This is a genomic window from Lysinibacillus sp. Y5S-8, from assembly GCF_036894365.1.
Classification (GTDB): Bacteria; Bacillota; Bacilli; order Bacillales_A; family Planococcaceae; genus Lysinibacillus; species Lysinibacillus fusiformis_D.
In genome coordinates this window covers 2456440-2474752 of record NZ_CP145889.1, presented here as the reverse complement: position 1 = coordinate 2474752, position 18313 = coordinate 2456440, and the positions used below count along the sequence as shown (strand labels likewise).

Below are 18313 nucleotides of genomic sequence, written 5' to 3'. Positions count from 1 at the left end.
CAGACCAACATATCAGTAAAATAGAGAAGGTTAGGGGGATTGCATGTGAAAGATCAACGCTTTAAAATAGCGCATCAAGAGGCGCTTATTGGGATAGGACTAGTCCTTGTCAACTTTACGATTTGGTTTGGCTTTGCTTATGGACTAGGTGCAGGTGATCCCGCAAATTATTCATATGTTTTGGGTTTTCCTGCTTGGTTTTTCTATAGCTGTATCGCAGGGACAGGCTTTATGATCCTGCTCATCTGGATCGTAATGAAGCTCTTTTTTAAAGAAGTTCCATTTGAAGATGAGGAGGAGGAGCGCTAATGCATTGGCAAGTTGTATTTCCATTGCTATTATTTCTAATTATTATATTTGGAATTGGTTTCTGGGCCAATAAACATGTCCGCTCTTCTAACTCGTTTCTACAGGAGTATTTCCTTGGTGGTCGAGAAATGGGTGGATTTATTCTAGCGATGACAATGATAGCTACATATGGTAGTGCGAGTAGCTTTATCGGGGGGCCAGGAGTAGCTTATACGAAGGGGCTCGGCTGGGTGCTACTTGCAATGGCACAGTTACCTGCGGGCTATTTTGTCCTGATGATTTTAGGGAAAAAATTTGCCATTATTGCTCGTCGTCACCAAGCTATTACGCTTATCGACTTTTTACGAGAACGCTATAAAAGCCATGTCATTGTCATTCTATCTGCTATTAGTATCATTGTCTTTTTATTTTCAGCGATGATGGCACAGTGGGTAGGAGGAGCACGTTTAATAGAGTCTTTAACAGGCTTACATTATACGGCGGCACTGTTTATATTTGCGATTTCGGTATTAGTGTATGTCATTATAGGTGGTTTCCGAGCAGTTGCTTTAACGGATACTGTACAGGGATCCATCATGGTTATCGGAACTGTTATTTTATTAATCGGAACTATTATTGCAGGTGGAGGTATCGATAAAATTATGACCTCGCTGGTCGCAGAAAATCCCAATTTCATATCTCCATTTGGTGCAGAAGGGGATTTAACGCCACTGTATGTTTCAACGTTTTGGATATTAATTGGTGTAGGTGTGGTCGGACTTCCGCAAATCGCCGTGCGTGCGATGAGTTATAAGGATTCTAAAAGTATGCACTTAGCGATTATTATTGGCACGATTGCCATTGGGACAATCATGTTTGGAATGCATCTAATAGGTGTGTTAGCACGACCTGTCCTACCTGGTATCGATATTGGTGATAAAGTCATGCCACTCTTAACATTGAAGGTACTGCCTCCATTTTTAGCAGGGATTGTCTTAGCAGCACCAATGGCCGCTACCATGTCTACTGTTAATGCACTGCTCATGCTAGTAAGCTCTACAGTTGTCAAAGACATCTACTTAAATTACATGAAGCCAAAGGCAAGTGATGCGGAAATTAAACGTGCAAGCTTTATTGTCACGGCTGTGATTGGCTTAGCAGTTATCGTCTTTGCACTCCATCCACCTGATTTATTAGTGTGGTTAAATTTATTTGCATTCGGTGGACTTGAGGCCGTCTTTATTTGGACGGTAGTTCTTGGGTTATACTGGAGGAAAGCAAACAAATATGGCGCCATTTCGTCAATGATTTCAGGTATGGCTTTATATATTTTCATCGACCGGTTTTATCCGACCGCTTTCGGTATGCATACGGTTACGATTCCAATTGTAGCTTCCTTAATTATTTTTGTAATCGTAAGTCTGGCTACTAGTCATATATTTAAGGACGAGCACTTCCTAATATAATGTAAAACAACGCCGCAGATTTTCTACTGTGGCGTTGTTTTTTGTTAATGAATCATATAATCGTAGGCATTTTTTGCAAGGAGTGTCATCGTCACAATGATAAAAAGCGTACGGACAAAGCCACTTCCCTTTTGAATGGCCATGCGAGAGCCAAGCACAGCCCCACCAATTTGAGCAACCCCCATGACTAAACCATATACATAATGGATTTGACCTAAGTAAGCAAACATACAAACACCTGCCACATTACTCGCTAGATTTAAAAATTTCGCATTTCCTGCCGCCTTTAAAAAATCAAAGCCAACAAGCAAGAAGCTAAAGATTAAAAAAGAGCCCGTTCCAGGACCAAGAAACCCATCATAAAACCCAATAGCGAATAATAGCATCATAAATAAAAATAAGTGGGGTTTAGATAGATTTTTTACCGTTGAAACAGCGCCCCAATCCTTTTTAAAGATCGTATAAATCCCAACAGCTGCCAGCATGATAAGCATTAATGGTTTTAGTAGGGCTGGGTTAATTAAATGAACAGTCCATGCACCACATAATGATCCAATGAAGGCGAGAGGGAAATATTTCAGGACAGATCGAATTTCAAGTTGACCAGACTGGTAAAAGGAAATGGACGAAGTGAGTGAGCCCATCGCACCAGCTAATTTATTAGTTGCTACAGCAGCGGCGGGATTTAAGCCAACAAATAATAAGGCTGGTAAGGAAATTAAACCGCCACCTCCAACGACTGAATCGATAAATGCCGCCAGAAATCCAAAGGAAATTAATAGTATTAGAATATGTACATCCACATCGAAAACCATGATTACACCTCTTCTTAATTAGTTACTACTGAAATAGTAACTAATTTATTTGGTGCTGTAAAGTCTAATTTTTTCATTGGAAAATGTCCCCAACAGTAGCCTATAATAAAAATATGGAGGGATGATATGAATGAATTAATCGCCCAATTAAAAGAACTGGGATTGCCAGAATATGAGGCAAAGGCCTATACAGCACTCGTACAAAATAGTAATGTCAGTGCCTATCAAGTTAGCAAAAACTCTGAGATTCCAAGAGCTAGAATCTATGACATATTAAATAGTCTTGTTGAAAAGGGATTCGTACTAAAAGAGGAAACAGCGCATCAAACGACTTATTCTTCCATTCCTATCGATGTGGGAAGATATGTACGATGCCTTACGAGAGGATATTCAAGAGGTATCTTAGCTTGTGGAGATGCATGGCATTACCTTATATATCGGGGAACATCTGACATCTATAGATCAGCATAGAGCCACACACTATACGAGAAAGACTTCTACACCCCATTGGTTTATTTTATCGGTTGATGGACAAGAAATGATTTATGGTCACTCGCCGTCGAACCAAGAAACTGCTTTTATAACGAATGATCCTGTGCATATTTATTAGAGGATTATGTTTGGCATTATGTTCTTATCAATCGACTAGTGAAGCACGATGATAAAGAGCTTGAAGACTGGATTGCTAAAGAACGTAAAGCATTTTTCTTAGAGTAGTTATAAGGGAAGGGGAGCATCTTGAAAAAATCATGAGCATGTCTCGTAAAGGCACGCCCGCTGATAATTCCCCAATCGAAACGTTTCACTCCTCGCTAAAGTCTGAAACGTTCTACCTCAATAATATTTATCGCACAACAAATGCGTGTGTAATAAATATTATCGACGAATACATTTACTATTATGACAATATTCGGATTAAAACAAAATTAAACAACCAGTCACCGGTTCAATACCGTCAACTGGCTGTAAAATAGGGTGTTTTCTTACTGTCTCAAAAATGACACTCAGTGACCCAAATGATAATCAGGATTTTTTATTTATAGCGAGTAATTTATGTTAAAACACTATATAGAAAAAATAACAATAATTTGAATATTATTAAAAGCTGAAGATTACAAAATTAACGACTGCACAATTCAATTGCTTACGTTCCTAATCAATACAGCAGTTAATTGGTTTTATGAAAATTAATTGGTAGATTATTAAATAAATTTATTTGTTGGATAGAGTATGTGTATGGTATTTAATGAACTAAGAAAGCAGTATGCTTTTTTAACTGAAAATTGTCATAAATGGTGAAGGGATCCAAATTAGTCTTCTGTATGAAAGAACTACTAGAGAGTACCCAAAGACAAGAGGCACTTTGTATTCCTAATCTTAAAGAGACAATCTTTAATGTTTTCTCTAATTTATGAATTATTGGTGGAGGAGTTAGATCCTTGTCAAACGGTTGGCAATAGCTTACTAATATGAATTACTAGAATTTTCTTTATTTATGAAAAATGTGCCTAACAATTAAAAAGTGAACTAAATACAACACGAATGTTATCCACGATGGTTGTTTATGATGAAACAATAAGTTAGTATATATTGGGCATAAATACTATTTTTGTAATTATCACTTGTGGATTGGGTTGCAGTGAAGAAAGGGTGACTCCTTGGGTTCGACCGTAGAGCAAGCAATAGTAAAGAAAATCACAATTCAAAAGTAGTTTAAACAATCTCAATAAAATAAGTGACTAGGAAAAAAGTGCTTTAGTTGTTAAAGCAAAGCTACCTAATAAATTTCATTCTATCAAAGCATAATGGGAAATTAATTATAAAACGGAACTTAATGAAAATGGGTTCTTTGTATAATATGGGAATAAAAGTGTTGTACTATCTTTTGTTTAAATAACTTAATAAGATTAAATTACATATACTAAGAAGTCGGCTAATAAGAAACTTTCAGAGAATCAATTTGTATTCGCAGTATAATGCAACATTGTTAAACTAGATAATTAAGGAAAGGGGAAAACTGTATTCTAGGGTAACGTACAGTTAGAAGTTAAGTGCAGGGGAAAAGCACTGCTTCAATATTAAAAACAAATGGAAAAAATACTGATTATTGAAGATAATGTAGATGTAAGTAGATTGCTATCGGAGTTTTTAGAAGATGAAGGTTATGAAGTGAACATTGCATTTAATGGAATGGATGGTCTAATGGAAGCTAAGCAGAATCAATACGACTTGATTTTGTTAGATATCATGCTTCCATACAAGAGTGGCAAGGAAATCTTAAAAGAAATCCGAGCTCATTATGACATTCCGATAATTATTATTTCGGCTAAAGATATGGTTTCAACGAAGATTGACTTGTTACGTTTAGGTGCTGATGATTACATAACAAAGCCATTTAACTTAGGAGAAGTATCAGCACGAATAATGACTAATCTACGTCATTATAATAGCCAGAAGAAAGCAAATAATGTATTAAAGTATAGGGATTTAGACTTAGATCTTACGAATAAACAACTGACCTTATCTGGAGTAAAGTTAGAACTTACTGCAAAGGAATACCTCATCATGGAATTACTAATGCGAAACCCTAAAAAAGTTTACTCGAAAAGTAATATTTATGAGTCTTTATGGAATAAAGAATATTTAGGAGATGACAATGCAGTAAAAACACATATTAGCAATTTGAGAAATAAATTGAAAACGATCAACCCTGATATCGATTATGTAGAAACAGTATGGGGGCTGGGATATCGCTTGTATAAGGATTAAGGAAAATTTTTTTCTTAACCTTTTTTTATTCTTAACCTTTTCTTAACTTTTAGATATTATATTAGGAATTGAGGTGATGAAGTTGACAGATTACATGTTAAAAACAAACGAAATAACAAAAACATTTCGTAAGTCAGATGCTTTACGGAATGTGTCCATTACAATCGAATCTGGGAAAATATATGGATTAATAGGGAGTAATGGCGCAGGTAAAAGTACTCTAATGAGAATTATTGCAGGTCTAAGTTTTGCGACATCGGGTAAATTGGAGCTTTTCGGGAAGGACAATCCAAAAGCTATTCAAGTCGAACGTAAAAGAATAGGGTGCATGATCGAATCGCCGAGCGTAAATATGGGTTTAACAGCAAAGGAAAACATCAGATATCATAGAGTTTTAAGAGGAATTTCGAATGTAGAGATTGAAGATGAACTATTACAGTTAGTTGGATTGGGTGATACTGGAAAGAAACAAGTTAAAGATTTTTCGCTTGGTATGAAACAGAGATTGGGAATTGCAGTTTCGCTGATTAACAATCCTGAATTACTTATTCTAGATGAACCAATTAATGGACTTGATCCAATTGGTGTGAAAGAAATAAGAAATTTGCTTAAGAAGCTATGTGAAGAGAGACATATAACCGTTATTATTTCAAGCCATAATCTCCCTGAGCTATACCAGGTAGCAACAGATTATATTATTATCCATGATGGAGAAATCAAACAAACCTTGTCACTAGAAGAGCTGGAGAATAAATGTCAAAGACATCTTCTCATTGAATGTGACAATCCAGAAGAGTTATTAGTTATATTGGAAACAGAATTAGGCACAACCAATTATAAGATTATGCAAGATAAGACTATAAAACTATATAGTTACGTTGATGATAAAAAAAAAGTTGCTAAAACTATTTTTGAAAATGGAATTATTGCGACCAACTTTTCTGTTGAGGGAGATACGTTAGAAAACTATTTTATTTCTGTTATTGGAGTAGAAAAGAATGATTAATATCATTCAAGCGGATCTGTATAAACTAAAAAAGTCTAAATCTATTCAAATACTGTTTTTAATTATGTGGGCTGCCGCTGCAATTGTGACATTTGTATCGTATTTAGTAGCTCAAGGAAAAGTAGGTGCTGAAATAAGTGGTCACATCTCAGGATTAAGTGATGTAATGACAATAGCAATTGTAGGACCATTTTTAGCAGGTTTATATATATGTAGCGATTTTAGTAATAAATCAATAAACGATACGATATCCTCTTGTGGCGTTAGTAGGGGAGTTATAATAATTAGTAAAGCGATTGTTTTATATTTTTTAGTATTCCTTATGATTCTACCATACACGGTTGTAACCATCATTGCATTCTCAACTGGAGCGGAGTTTTCCGAACCGTTTTCTGCATCTATATTCCTTAATATATTAGCAGATACGGCAGAACTAGATTTAACAGGAGCAGTATTTGGAAAAATGCTTGTTATTATGCTTGTTATGATGTTTGCATATGCATCCCAAATGAGTATAGGTATACTTCTTGCATTTATCGTAAGAAAGACTTCTTTGGTTATCTTCTTAGGCTTTGGTATTATATTGGTTTTACAAATCTTAGGCGGGCTAGGAACAGAAATTTCGTTTATAGAAAATTTCCTTTCCTTTACACCCTTTTCTGTAAATAATCAAGTTCTTTCCATGAATTCAGAAGTAAATGATATTTTGAAAGCAGTTGGTATCAGCTTGTTATTTATTGTATGGATGCTTAGCATTGCAAATGGAGTTTTTAGAAAATCAGAAATTAAATAATTGGAAGGCAGGTCAGAAGTGAATATTGTAGTTGTTGTTTTAATAGTAATAATTCTTTTATTAGTTATATATATCGGACTTATACAACTACAACTGCGTAGTATAAATTCGCAACTTGAAAAACGCTTAAGAGAACATACCCGACAGCCTGTAAGTGTTGAATTAATAAATAAAGACTTAAATAAACTGACATCTATTATTAATAAATACTTAAAGGTCGAGGAGAATATCCGCCTTAAAAGTATTAGGGAAGATAAGAAATTCAAGGAATTAATCGTTAATATTTCCCATGATTTACGGACGCCATTAACCGCTGTTAAGGGGTATCAACAATTAATGAAAAGAGAAGAGTCGTCACAAGAGCAAATAAAAAGGCTTAAAATCGCTGAAAAACATACAGAGGATTTAGAGAATTTAATTCAACATTTTTTCGAGTACGCTTATCTTTCTTATTCCGAACCGAAGATTAACTTAGAACGAACAAACCTTAATAGCCTTGTAGAAGAATGTCTTGTGACTTTTATTCCCTACTTGGAAGAAAAAAATTTATCAATTCATTTAAATCAAACACCATCTATCTTCGTTTTAGCAGATAAACATTTGGTTAAAAGAATTATAAAAAATCTTATTCACAATTGTATTCAACATTCTCAAGGGGGCATACAAGTAAGTTTACTTATAGAGGATAATGCTATTATTTCCTTCAAAAATCAGGTGAAAGATTTGAAAGAAAATGAGGAAGAACGGCTTTTTGAACGTTTCTATACTGGGGATCAAGCAAGAAGTAAATCTGGCGGTTTGGGGTTGGCTATAGTAAAGCTTTTTGCTGAACAGATGGGTGGAGGCACTCAAGCGATCATACAAAACAATACATTAGAAATTAGGGTAAGTTTACCATTGTATACGAATTAGTGATACAGGATATTGTAAATAAAATTTTAAGTGGGTGTATTAAGTTGGAATGGAAAACTAGTAAAGTCCAGTTTGAAGATCCTATATGTTTTAATTCAATCGATCTGAGGCAAAAAATTCAATCAATGAGTTACTGATAAAAGAATGTACTCAAGTTATTACAATATGTAAAGAAAGAAGTAGTATCGTTATATTTGAAGGGTCTCCAAATGAGTTCTGTTTTGGCGCTGATTTAAAAGAAGTAGATGTGAATCAAAGTAGTGATCAAGTTTATAGACCAGATTTACTTTATGATTTATGGTTGAAAATGATGAATGGGCCATTTATTACAATTTCACATGTGCGTGGAACCACCAATGCTGGTGGATTTGGCTTTGTTGCAGCGAGCGATATCGTTATAGCTGACGAAACTGCTATATTTAACTTGTCCGAATTATTGTTTGGTTTATTCCCAGCGATGGTCCTGCCTTTTCTGACTGGAAAAATAGGTGATCAAAGAGCACATTATTTAACGCTTAAAACAAATAGCATTTGTAAAGCAAGCGCATAGTTGAGGATTAGTTGATGCGTATCAGGCACAAAGTAATTAATATCTTGCTCGCCTAACGAAGCTGCCTAAATCGTCAATTCAACATTATAAAAACTATATGAACGAACTAAGTGACACGCTTATCAAGAGCAAGGATAGTGCTGTTGCTGCTAATAGGGGTGTATTTACATATAAGGATAATTCAAGTAGTATTTACCGTTTTGTAGAAAACGAAATATTTCCATGAGAGGGGTGAATAATGAATTCGGTAGTTAAGCTAATAGACCAATTTGAGCAATGCCCATCACGAAGCCATAAACAAAATGGATTTGACCTAAGTAGGCAAACATACAAAGGCCAGCCACGTTACTTGCCAAATTTAAAAACTTTGCATTTCCTGCCGCCTTTAAAAAATCAAAGCCTATCAACAAGAAGCTAAAGATTAAAAAAGAGCCTGTACCAGGTCCAAGAAACCCATCATAAAAACCAATGCCAAATAATAACCCCATAAATAATAGTAAGTGGGTTCTAGAGAGAGTTTTTACACTAGAGACAGCGCCCCAATCCTTTTTGAAAATTGTATAAACCGCAACGGCCGCCAGCATCACGAGCATCAATGGCTTTAGTAATGCTGGATTGATTAAATGCACGGTCCATGCACCAAATAAGGAGCCGACAAAGGCAAGCGGGAAATATTTGAGAACGGATCGTATTTCAAGCTGACCAGAACGATAAAAGGAAATGGAAGATGTCAGTGAACCCATTGTCCCGGCAAGTTTATTGGTTGCAACAGCAGCGGCTGGATTGAGGCCAGCAAACAATAAAGCTGGCAATGAAATTAAACCGCCCCCTCCCACTACAGAGTCGACAAAAGCCGCCAGGAATCCAAATGAAATTAACAGGATAAGAATATGTACATCGACTTCAAAAAACATATTACACCTCTTTTAAATTAGTTACTACTGAAATAGTAACTAATTTTAATTGCGCTGTAAACCCTCATTTTTTCATTGGCAAATCTTCACAACAGTAGCCTATAATAAAGATAATGGAGGGATTACATGGAGGAATTAATCGCCCAGTTGAAAGACATGGGCTTTACAGAGTATGAAGCAAAGGCCTATACGGCACTTGTGCAGCAAAGTCATGTTAGTGCCTATCAGGTCAGTAAAAATTCTGGTATACCACGCGCAAGAATTTATGATATTTTAAACGTCCTTGTCGAAAAAGGAATTGTGCTAAAAGAAGAAACGGCTGAACAAACGACCTATGCGGCTATGCCTGTGTCTGTGTTTTTACAGCAAATGCAGCAGCGCTGGCAATCGAATTTTACATCCATGAGTGCGAAATTAGAAAAATTAGAGGAAAAAGTGCAGGAAGTGGAGCCAAAAGTAGTCATGCTAAAGGGCAAGGAGGCGATCATCAACTATTGCCAGTCACTCTTAAAAAAAGCCAAGAAAAAAGTGATTCTATCGATGTGGGAAGATATGTATGATACTTTAAGGGAAGATATTCAAGAAGTGGCACAGCATGTTCCTATTCATGGTATTACCTTATATGTAGGGGAACAGCTAGAGTCGATTGACCAGCATAGAGCTACACACTACACGAAAAAAACGTCTACACCACATTGGTTTATTTTATCGGTAGATGGTCAGGAAATGATTTATGGTCATTCTCCATCTACGCAAGAAATGGCCTTTATCACCAATGACCCTGTCCATATTTATTTGTTAGAGGATTATGTTTGGCATGACGTCCTTATCAATCGATTGGTAAAACGTGATGATCAGGAATTAGAAGACTGGATTGCTAAGGAGCGTAAAGCTTTTTTCTTAGAATAGTCATAAGGGAAGGGGAGTAACGTGAAAAAATTCGTGTTGCTAGGTTTAATGAGCTTATTAATGTTAGGAGCTTGTAACGATAAAACACCTACCAAACCACTAATGATTCGTGAGCTAACTGTCGTTCCAGACAATATTCAACAAAAATTGTGGCTAATGATAAGATTCAATTATTGTATGAAGATGACTCTACGTATTATCTTGTTTATTATTCGAAAGGGAATGTGCTGGCAAGTATTGCGGCTGAAGAAAACAGTCAAGTCATCCAACTTAAAGAAGGTAGCGAGCAACGAAAAGAGGCTCAACTCTATGTATATAAAATTATCACCAAAGATCCTGAGCTAGACACGATTGTTTTGCGAATAAACGGCGAGAGTACGCCAATAGATCGCGTAACCTCTATATAAGACAAAAACCGAAATCCCATTAAATGAGATTTCGGTTTCTTTACAAGATATCTTAATAAAAGACTTTCTCTACATTGTATTTGGAGCGGAAAGTGTTAATCGCATATGTTTCGTAAATTTCACGTTCCATTGGATCTTCTACTTCATAGACCTCAATTTTGAACACTTCATCACGATGATTTTTCATCGGAGATACATTGTCCTCGAAATGCTTTTTAATACGTTGACGAATTTTACGTGCTTTGCCGACAAATAATAGCTCATTCTTGTCATTATAGAATAAAAAAATGCCGCCTTTATCACGTGTGATTTTATGGAAGTCAATAAAACCAAAGTATGGTGTGATAGGCACATCACCAGGTTTTACTTCTTGTTCACGTTGACGGATGACTACATCAGGTTTTGGAAATTCAATTTTAATCAAAGTATTCACGTTCCTCTCTGTTACTAAAGTTATATGGTAACATAAATACGGCATGTTTACCATAAATTTTAAATGTAGAAACACTACTTATAGCAAGCTTAGTGTACATCAAATAAACGAGGAACATGCATTTGAATCACAAAATATTCTATGAATTATTGATATTCTAACTAATACATGCTACAATTCAATGTAATTAAATAATCTTATCAAGAGAAGCTGAGGGATTTGGCCCGATGACGCTTCAGCAACCTCTAACAATTGTTAGAAAGGTGCTAATTCCAGCAAAGGATTTTTCCTTTGAGAGATAAGAGTGGACGTGAAAAAATCCTTCTCATTCTATCTCGTATGGAATGAGGAGGATTTTTTAATTTGTCAGCAAGGTTTGCTAAAAGAGAGTGATCAAAGAGAGGGGAACGCAAGATGCCAATTAATATTCCGAAAAATTTACCAGCTGGAGAACATTTACGTGAGGAAAAAATCTTCGTCATGGAAGAGGATCGTGCGAAAACACAGCAAATTCGTCCGTTAAACATATTAATATTGAATTTAATGCCTGAAAAAGAAAAAACGGAGCTTCAATTACTACGTTTATTAGGGAATACACCGTTACAGGTAAATATCACCTTTTTAAATACGGCCACACATGAGTCGAAAAACGTCAGTAAATCACATTTACAGCTATTTTACACAACGTTCAACCAAATTCGTCACCGTCGCTATGACGGGATGATTATTACGGGAGCACCTGTAGAAAAAATGGCCTTTGAAGAAGTTAACTATTGGCGGGAAATTTCAGAAATTATGGACTGGTCCAAAAAGAATGTGACATCCGTTTTACATATCTGTTGGGGGGCACAGGCGGCACTGTATCATCATTATGGGATAGGAAAGGTAGAACTTTCAGCTAAATGCTCAGGTGTCTATTCCCATGTAATTACCGATTTAACAGTGGATTTAGTACGGGGCTTCAGTGATTTATTTACCGCTCCACATTCACGCTATACTTCTGTTTCGATCGACGAGGTTCGCAATCATCCAGACTTACGATTATTATCCTATTCAGAGGATGCAGGTGTGTTCATCGTCCAATCAAAAGATAATAAAAACATTATGATTACAGGGCATCTGGAGTATGATGCGACAACATTAGCCGATGAATATAGCCGTGATGTCGCAAAGGGCATAGATATCGCTGTTCCTGTGAATTACTTCCCGAATGATGATCCATCACAGGAGCCAATGAATACATGGCGTGCCCATACGCATTTATTATTCTCTAACTGGTTGAACTACTATGTTTACCAAGAAACACCATACGAATGGGATTTTGTAGATGAAATTGAATATCATATCTAATTAATAAAAAGTCTAATTTCTTTTCTCACCATAAAAGAAATTAGACTTTTTGATTGTCATTCGTTGTTTCTGTATTAGGTGTTTCGGTACTTTGAGCTTTGGTTTTGCGATTTCGTATAACTGCGACAATCAATAAAAGTATCGGTAATAAAATGGTAAATATAAAAGAAAAAATGGGCCAAATTTCATTATTGTAATTGGTTGAATGCACAATATCTGGATGAACAATTTGGGAAAGCGCAATGATAATTAGACCCATAGGTATAATGAGAGGACGATGATCCTTGATTTTCAAAATCTGTGCAAGACCGACAACGGTTGTATAGAAATACATAAATGTACGGATATAAATGGACGAAATCCACATGAAAGCCATGATGATTTCAATACGTTGCAAAAATTCCCCTATTGATATTCTTTGTGCTAGCGCATAGCTTGGAAATGTTCTAGATGCAGTATTTTCAGGTCCTAATACGAGGATGGAAAGCACAATCAACGTAATTAAGAAAATGCCTCCGATTATAGTCCCAATATAAAATCCTTTCTGTGCAGATTGCTGAACATTGACTGCAGCAGGGTATAGCATTAGTAACACCACTAGCGGAAAGGAAAAAATACTCATAAAGCGTACAATGCTATAAAACATGGATGTTTTTTTCGCTTCTAAAATGGGTTGTATATTTTCAAAAGTAATTTGAGGCGTAATACAAACAACGAAAAAGATAAAAATTAAGACAAATAGTGGGAAGAGAATTTCTGCCGACCGCGCAAAGGTCTCAATGCCTAAATAGGCAGCGTACATAATGATAATACTAAACAATAATGCAAATGCCAATGTTGGTGTTTCTGGCATGACTTCTGTCTTCATAAAGATACCAATAAAATAGAGTAATTCTCCAGCAGAAAGAAAAGTCATGATTAAGAAGCAAATTGCTGTGATTTTACCAAAAAAGCGACCGAGAATTTTTTCGTTTGCCTCTATAAAATTGAGTGATGGTGTTTGGTTGGCAAGCGTCAAAAATAACTTAACGATTAGTAAACTAAGAACGACACCAATGCTGGCAGCAATCCACGCATCTTGCTTAGATGAACTAGCAATACTTGAAGGTATGATTAAGATGGCAGTACCGATTGAATAGAGAATGGAAATTATCGTAAACTGTCTTGAACTTATCATCTCTTTTTCCATTATCCACCCTCCATTTTTCATCCATCTATCTATTTTGTTATGGCTACAATATAATCTCTAATTGGTGCAAAAATAAATGTAATTAAGTCCATTGGGCTCGGAATATGGACTTTCAACGCAATCCCGATATTTAAAGCAGTACCGATTAGTAGCAAGACAGAAAATACGACAATGGTTTTTGTTTCTTGCTGCTTTTTTAGCTTAGGTATATAAAAAAATGCCAAGATCACTGAAATGATAAAGATGGCTACGGCTAAAACCATTCCGTTACTCCTCCTTTGGATTGTTTAATAATGAGTTTTGCATCGTTCCTAAACCTTGTGTCGTTACTTTCACATGAACATCCACTGCCAAATCTGGAAAAATGGTCGTCCAATCATTTTTGATTTTCTTCCACTGTTTCGCATCTGCCCGATGTAATGCATCACCAAAACCAAAAACATCGACTTTATATTGCTGCTGTATTTTCTCTAAGGTTTTTTCGATTCGTTCATCGATGCCTTTTGCTGTTTTTTTATTGACATAATCAATAGATTTATTTTTTGTAAGATCGATATCACATTCGACCTCGCCAACATTCTGCTCGACGTTAATTTGAACATCGATTTTCGGCTTTCCGTGAACAAAAGATCCTTTCACTTTTGTAGTGGATTGAGTAATTTCAGTCGATAGAGTTCCTTTCTTTGGGCAGGCTATGATTTCAATCGTACTTTGTATTTTGTCATTCAGAAAACTAATGCTTTTACTCTCAGCCTCAGTAAGAAGCCCAATATATTGATCCCCTTTAAAGACTGCTAATCCTGCATACTGTAACAACACAGGTGTTTTAACGCGTTGTACATTGGTTTGATCCATGCCTAAGTTCTTATCACCATGAACTTCAATAGCAGAAATTAAGGCTCCTTTCTGCTTATTACTCAACGTATTGACTAATTCATCTATATTGACAGCTATTGTGGAGCCCCAAGCTTTTTCAGAGACATCAAGGGAATTTAACATTTTATTAGCAGGCACCTTTTCAATGGGTGTTAGTACATTTAATACATCCTTCGCTGTCGCTTCATGAGACATAATGACATCGAAATCTTTACGAAATTCATGGTCTCTTACGATTAAATCGAGTGAATCACTAATCCCTTCTTTGGCTAAATCTTCTCCTAAAACGACCACTTGAAGATGAGCAAAATAAGGTTTTCGTGCAGCGATGGTCGTCATTTTTCGAATTGCCTCAAAGATGGTTTCGCCTCTCGAATGATAGCTAACAACAGGAGAGCGCTGCGTGGAAGCTTGTCTCATAGAAATTTCACTTGGATCGACAATTTGAACCGTTATCTCATATTCTTCGTCTATTTTGTCAATGCCAAGTGCTACGACAATGGCTAATTCATTTAATTCACGCTTACTCCAGCAGCCACTTAATAGTAAAGTGAGGCTACAGAGCAAACAAATCACTTTTACTTTTGCCATATTCCATTCCTCATTTTACCTGTAGTTTATTTCCGTCCTTTTATATTGATATATTTATGCCCTCTAACAATATTTTTTTGATTGACTAAACGAGGTCTTGTTAGTAAATTTCTACGAGGGAACAAAAGAAAAGCATCTTTTTGATCCTTTAAAACTAACGGTGCAAATGGACTCAAATAAGGTACGCCAAATGAACGAATGCTACATAAATGTAGGATAATCAGCATAATGCCAAACATCACGCCAAATAAACCAAACATGGCAGCGAAAATCATTAATGGGAAACGTAGCACGCGAATGGTATTAGATAAGCCATAGGCAGGGAATAGGAAACTACAAATTGCTGTTAAGGCTACAATAATAACCATTACAGCGGATACAACACCCGCATCAACCGCCGCCTGACCAATAACTAAAGTACCGACAATAGACACCGCTGGGCCGATTGTTCTAGGCATACGAAGCCCAGCCTCCCTTAATACCTCAAAGGCAATCTCCATAATGAGTGCCTCCACAACTGCGGGGAACGGGACGCCTTCTCTTTGTGACGCAATACTGATCAACATAGGAGTTGGCAGCATTTCCTGATGAAAGGTAGTTATAGCTACATACAAGGATGGCGCGACTAATGCTAGACTGATACCAAAAAATCGAAGTATGCGTACAAGCGAGCTAATCATCCAGTGTTGGTAATAATCCTCTGCTGATTGTAAAAAGGATGTAAATAACGCTGGTACTACTAAGACAAAGGGGGTACCATCAACTAGAATCGCCACTTTGCCATCTAATAATTCACCAGCGATGACATCTGGACGTTCTGAATTGTAGACTGTTGGAAACATAGAGTTTTTAGAGTCTTGAATAAAGTCTTCTATATAACCACTTTCCAGTATGCCATCGATATTAATACGGTCTAATCGGGCTAATACCTCTGCGACAACTTTGTCACTGGCGATGCCATTTATATACATGACAGCGACATCTGTTTGTGTCACATCACCGATAACGCGTGATTTTATCCAGAGATTCGGACTTTTTATTTTGCGACGGATGAGCGCAGTATTAGTACGTATGGTTTCGGTAAAGGATTCCCTAGGACCTCGAATAACAGATTCAGTCGATGGCTCTGTAACGGCTCGATCCTTAGCACTTCTGGTACTTGTCACAATCCCTTCTGCAAACCCATCTAATAAAATAACCGTTTCCCCATTGAGAATGGCATTGTAGAGTGTTGTGAAATGCTCGATATTCGACACATCCCCAACTGTTAAATAGGAGTTTCGTACATATTGATTAATGGTCGTTATTTCAATGTCTTGTTCTTCCTCGATATTTGCCATAAGCTTATCAATAACAGAATCGGAGATTGTAGTTTTATCTGATAAGCCATCGATCGAAATTATAGCGATGTTATGAGGGGTAGATTCACCAATTGTGATTTCACGTATGATGATGTCATTACTGTGACCAAGCGCCTGTTCAATGATTTTTTTATTTTTAGCTAGGGATGTATATAACAAATCGTTAGTATTGGATGGGGAGGTATCGATATTGTTAGACATAGACATGTGTTTTCCTCCTCAAATATACGCTCATTATTTATAGAGTGGACAATTTTTTTGATAGATAAACGAGGTGAGGGTGAAAATCTAACTATTGGCATGATGAAGCCAAATAAAAAAACAGTCTATCCTTTCATGGACTGAAAGGATAGACTGTTTTATGTACGATAGTCATATTGCAATTCATCATTACTAGCATCAACGTCAACATGTAAGTTGTGATTGTTAAAGAACCAGAGATCTTTCTCATCAATGTAATAGGTTACACCATCAACCACTGTCTGTACGCCTATAGCAATAGGTTCTTCACGAGTCATGCCAAGTGAAAAGCCTTCATGAAAAGGACTAGAGCCACCATAGCGTGCATAAAAACGAATCGTATCACCTGGTTCTACTTCCATTTCGTGTTTGAACCACTGGAGTGCTTCATCTGTCAATGCAATGTTCATTTCGAATGCTCCTCTCTTCCTAAAGCCATTTTACCTTTGGCTCAGTGCCGTTTTTAATACGTGTAATATTGGCACGGTGACGATAAATAATAAAGGTAAATAAAAAGGCTACCAAGATGCCTAATGCAAAGTCACCCGTAACAAAATAATAAACGATTGCATAGATAAGTGCTACTAAAGCGGCTATCATCGATGTTAGGCTGACGATCTTTGTGATTTTTAATGTCACAATAAAGGTAATAAATAATAGGACAAAGAGTGGCCACGAATAGCCTAATAAAACACCTGCGGATGTTGCCACTGCTTTTCCACCACGGAAATTGGCGAAGATCGGAAACATATGACCGATTACGGCAACAAGACCAAGTAATAATGGATGCAGTGTGCTGTCAGAGAAAACGGGAAGTGCTACTAATAAAACCGCAGCTGTTCCTTTGAGCACATCCATTACGGTTACAACGATACCTGCTTTTTTCCCTAATGTTCGGAATGTGTTGGTTGCACCAAGATTACCGCTCCCGTGTTCACGAATATCGGTATTATAAAAAATTTTACCTATCCATAATCCCGAAGGTATAGAGCCGATTAGATAAGCACATAAAATAATAAGTCCATTGATCATAGCTGGACTCCTTTCATTCATAGTCCACCACTTGGTACTAATAGTTTGTAACAAGTATTTTACACTTTTTCTTGCTAATCTACAATGTTATGAAGGAGATTTCATTAGGAGCCTTGAATTCAATACAAAAGAAAACCTATTAATAAGGGATAGGCTTTCAGACATGAGATTCTAGAAAGTGAAAAAAACCTTTATAAAAATATAGGCAAAAAGGCAATTTTGTCAATCCTTCATTCCTTTGGTAGAATAGAAGTCTAACTTTATCCAGTTTAACCGTAATAAACATTGTAGCGTTTACACTGAACTAGATTCTATGTATGTTGAAACTAAATTGGCTACTATGCGTCAAACGTTTATGGATACTAGTAGCAGTCTGCCCTGCTTAAATACCAATTTTAAGCAACTGTTGCAG

Annotated in this window: 18 protein-coding genes, 3 pseudogenes and 1 riboswitch; of the genes and pseudogenes, 12 read left to right on the top strand and 9 right to left on the bottom strand. The window is 36.4% G+C overall.

Annotated elements, in window-relative coordinates; all coding sequences use genetic code 11:
- The first annotated feature begins 45 nt into the window (after nt 1-45).
- Nucleotides 46-309, top strand: a complete 264-nt coding sequence (locus V6670_RS12055) for a YhdT family protein (protein WP_338651241.1) — start codon at nt 46-48, stop codon at nt 307-309.
- Nucleotides 309-1754, top strand: coding sequence for a sodium/pantothenate symporter (gene panF / locus V6670_RS12050; protein ID WP_338651240.1), 1446 nt, complete (start codon nt 309-311; stop codon nt 1752-1754). The genes V6670_RS12055 and panF overlap by 1 nt, the downstream gene beginning before the upstream one ends.
- Nucleotides 1755-1798: 44 nt before the next feature.
- On the opposite strand, the gene V6670_RS12045 is transcribed toward panF, so the two are convergent.
- Entirely contained in the window at nt 1799-2569 is a 771-nt protein-coding gene (locus tag V6670_RS12045) for a TSUP family transporter (RefSeq protein ID WP_338651239.1), read from the bottom strand.
- A 126-nt stretch (nt 2570-2695) separates the two neighbouring features.
- Here V6670_RS12045 and V6670_RS12040 point away from each other — a divergent pair.
- The 7 genes and pseudogenes from V6670_RS12040 (at nt 2696) to V6670_RS12010 (ending at nt 8599) form a co-directional block, all read left to right on the top strand.
- Nucleotides 2696-3286: pseudogene (locus tag V6670_RS12040) on the top strand (TrmB family transcriptional regulator).
- A 5-nt stretch (nt 3287-3291) separates the two neighbouring features.
- Nucleotides 3292-3543, top strand: a pseudogene (locus V6670_RS12035) (IS3 family transposase); the annotation flags it as partial.
- 1114 nt (nt 3544-4657) lie between these two features.
- Nucleotides 4658-5338 carry a response regulator transcription factor gene (locus V6670_RS12030; protein WP_338651238.1) on the top strand — a complete coding sequence of 227 codons (681 nt, stop codon included), beginning with the start codon at nt 4658-4660 and terminating at the stop codon, nt 5336-5338.
- Between the two features lie 76 nt (nt 5339-5414).
- Nucleotides 5415-6344, top strand: coding sequence for an ABC transporter ATP-binding protein (locus tag V6670_RS12025; RefSeq protein ID WP_338651237.1), 930 nt, complete (start codon nt 5415-5417; stop codon nt 6342-6344).
- Nucleotides 6337-7137: an ABC transporter permease gene (locus V6670_RS12020; protein ID WP_338651236.1), complete on the top strand. Its 801-nt coding sequence runs from the start codon at nt 6337-6339 to the stop codon at nt 7135-7137. Before V6670_RS12025 ends, V6670_RS12020 begins: the two co-directional genes overlap by 8 nt.
- Nucleotides 7138-8049, top strand: a complete 912-nt coding sequence (locus tag V6670_RS12015) for a HAMP domain-containing sensor histidine kinase (protein ID WP_338651235.1) — start codon at nt 7138-7140, stop codon at nt 8047-8049.
- 121 nt (nt 8050-8170) lie between these two features.
- On the top strand, nt 8171-8599 hold the full coding sequence (locus V6670_RS12010) for an enoyl-CoA hydratase-related protein (RefSeq protein WP_338654604.1): 429 nt from the start codon (nt 8171-8173) through the stop codon (nt 8597-8599).
- A 266-nt stretch (nt 8600-8865) separates the two neighbouring features.
- Here V6670_RS12010 and V6670_RS12005 read toward each other — a convergent pair.
- A pseudogene (locus V6670_RS12005) lies at nt 8866-9513 on the bottom strand (TSUP family transporter); the annotation flags it as partial.
- A 126-nt stretch (nt 9514-9639) separates the two neighbouring features.
- Between V6670_RS12005 and V6670_RS12000 the strand changes: the two are divergent.
- Together V6670_RS12000 and V6670_RS11995 are read left to right on the top strand one after the other, a co-directional pair.
- Entirely contained in the window at nt 9640-10422 is a 783-nt protein-coding gene (locus tag V6670_RS12000) for a TrmB family transcriptional regulator (protein WP_141905755.1), read from the top strand.
- A gap of 149 nt (nt 10423-10571) precedes the next feature.
- Complete coding sequence (locus V6670_RS11995; protein ID WP_338651234.1) at nt 10572-10829, top strand: hypothetical protein; 258 nt, start codon at nt 10572-10574, stop codon at nt 10827-10829.
- A gap of 52 nt (nt 10830-10881) precedes the next feature.
- Here the strand turns inward: V6670_RS11995 and V6670_RS11990 are convergent, their stop codons facing one another.
- Nucleotides 10882-11307, bottom strand: a complete 426-nt coding sequence (locus tag V6670_RS11990; RefSeq protein WP_170829836.1) for a nucleotide excision repair endonuclease — start codon at nt 11305-11307, stop codon at nt 10882-10884.
- 149 nt (nt 11308-11456) lie between these two features.
- Nucleotides 11457-11567, top strand: a riboswitch (SAM riboswitch).
- A gap of 109 nt (nt 11568-11676) precedes the next feature.
- Here V6670_RS11990 and metA point away from each other — a divergent pair.
- Nucleotides 11677-12612 carry a homoserine O-succinyltransferase gene (gene metA / locus V6670_RS11985; RefSeq protein WP_036117598.1) on the top strand — a complete coding sequence of 312 codons (936 nt, stop codon included), beginning with the start codon at nt 11677-11679 and terminating at the stop codon, nt 12610-12612.
- A gap of 40 nt (nt 12613-12652) precedes the next feature.
- Here metA and V6670_RS11980 read toward each other — a convergent pair whose 3' ends face one another.
- The 6 genes from V6670_RS11980 to plsY form a co-directional block, all read right to left on the bottom strand.
- Nucleotides 12653-13801 (bottom strand): endospore germination permease, encoded by a 1149-nt coding sequence (locus tag V6670_RS11980; protein WP_141905752.1) that lies wholly within the window; start codon nt 13799-13801, stop codon nt 12653-12655.
- Between the two features lie 29 nt (nt 13802-13830).
- Nucleotides 13831-14064, bottom strand: a complete 234-nt coding sequence (locus V6670_RS11975) for a hypothetical protein (RefSeq protein WP_141905751.1) — start codon at nt 14062-14064, stop codon at nt 13831-13833.
- A gap of 4 nt (nt 14065-14068) precedes the next feature.
- The gene (locus V6670_RS11970) at nt 14069-15268 is read right to left on the bottom strand and encodes a Ger(x)C family spore germination protein (RefSeq protein ID WP_141905750.1); all 1200 of its coding nucleotides are present in this window, start codon (nt 15266-15268) and stop codon (nt 14069-14071) included.
- Between the two features lie 26 nt (nt 15269-15294).
- Nucleotides 15295-16836, bottom strand: coding sequence for a spore germination protein (locus tag V6670_RS11965; RefSeq protein WP_141905749.1), 1542 nt, complete (start codon nt 16834-16836; stop codon nt 15295-15297).
- Nucleotides 16837-16988: 152 nt separating this feature from the next.
- Nucleotides 16989-17279 (bottom strand): HesB/YadR/YfhF family protein, encoded by a 291-nt coding sequence (locus V6670_RS11960; protein WP_141905748.1) that lies wholly within the window; start codon nt 17277-17279, stop codon nt 16989-16991.
- 19 nt (nt 17280-17298) lie between these two features.
- The gene (gene plsY, locus V6670_RS11955; protein WP_036117616.1) at nt 17299-17901 is read right to left on the bottom strand and encodes a glycerol-3-phosphate 1-O-acyltransferase PlsY; all 603 of its coding nucleotides are present in this window, start codon (nt 17899-17901) and stop codon (nt 17299-17301) included.
- Nucleotides 17902-18313: the final 412 nt, after the last annotated feature.

Coding starts and splice junctions, on each gene's coding strand:
- panF (WP_338651240.1), top strand. CDS start 309: ATGCATTGGCAAGTTGTATTTCCATTGCTATTATTTCTAATTATTATA.
- V6670_RS12045 (WP_338651239.1), bottom strand. CDS start 2,569: ATGGTTTTCGATGTGGATGTACATATTCTAATACTATTAATTTCCTTT.
- V6670_RS12030 (WP_338651238.1), top strand. CDS start 4,658: ATGGAAAAAATACTGATTATTGAAGATAATGTAGATGTAAGTAGATTG.
- V6670_RS12025 (WP_338651237.1), top strand. CDS start 5,415: ATGAAGTTGACAGATTACATGTTAAAAACAAACGAAATAACAAAAACA.
- V6670_RS12020 (WP_338651236.1), top strand. CDS start 6,337: ATGATTAATATCATTCAAGCGGATCTGTATAAACTAAAAAAGTCTAAA.
- V6670_RS12000 (WP_141905755.1), top strand. CDS start 9,640: ATGGAGGAATTAATCGCCCAGTTGAAAGACATGGGCTTTACAGAGTAT.
- V6670_RS11990 (WP_170829836.1), bottom strand. CDS start 11,307: ATGCCGTATTTATGTTACCATATAACTTTAGTAACAGAGAGGAACGTG.
- metA (WP_036117598.1), top strand. CDS start 11,677: ATGCCAATTAATATTCCGAAAAATTTACCAGCTGGAGAACATTTACGT.
- V6670_RS11980 (WP_141905752.1), bottom strand. CDS start 13,801: ATGGAAAAAGAGATGATAAGTTCAAGACAGTTTACGATAATTTCCATT.
- V6670_RS11975 (WP_141905751.1), bottom strand. CDS start 14,064: ATGGTTTTAGCCGTAGCCATCTTTATCATTTCAGTGATCTTGGCATTT.
- V6670_RS11970 (WP_141905750.1), bottom strand. CDS start 15,268: ATGGCAAAAGTAAAAGTGATTTGTTTGCTCTGTAGCCTCACTTTACTA.
- V6670_RS11965 (WP_141905749.1), bottom strand. CDS start 16,836: ATGTCTATGTCTAACAATATCGATACCTCCCCATCCAATACTAACGAT.
- V6670_RS11960 (WP_141905748.1), bottom strand. CDS start 17,279: ATGAACATTGCATTGACAGATGAAGCACTCCAGTGGTTCAAACACGAA.
- plsY (WP_036117616.1), bottom strand. CDS start 17,901: ATGATCAATGGACTTATTATTTTATGTGCTTATCTAATCGGCTCTATA.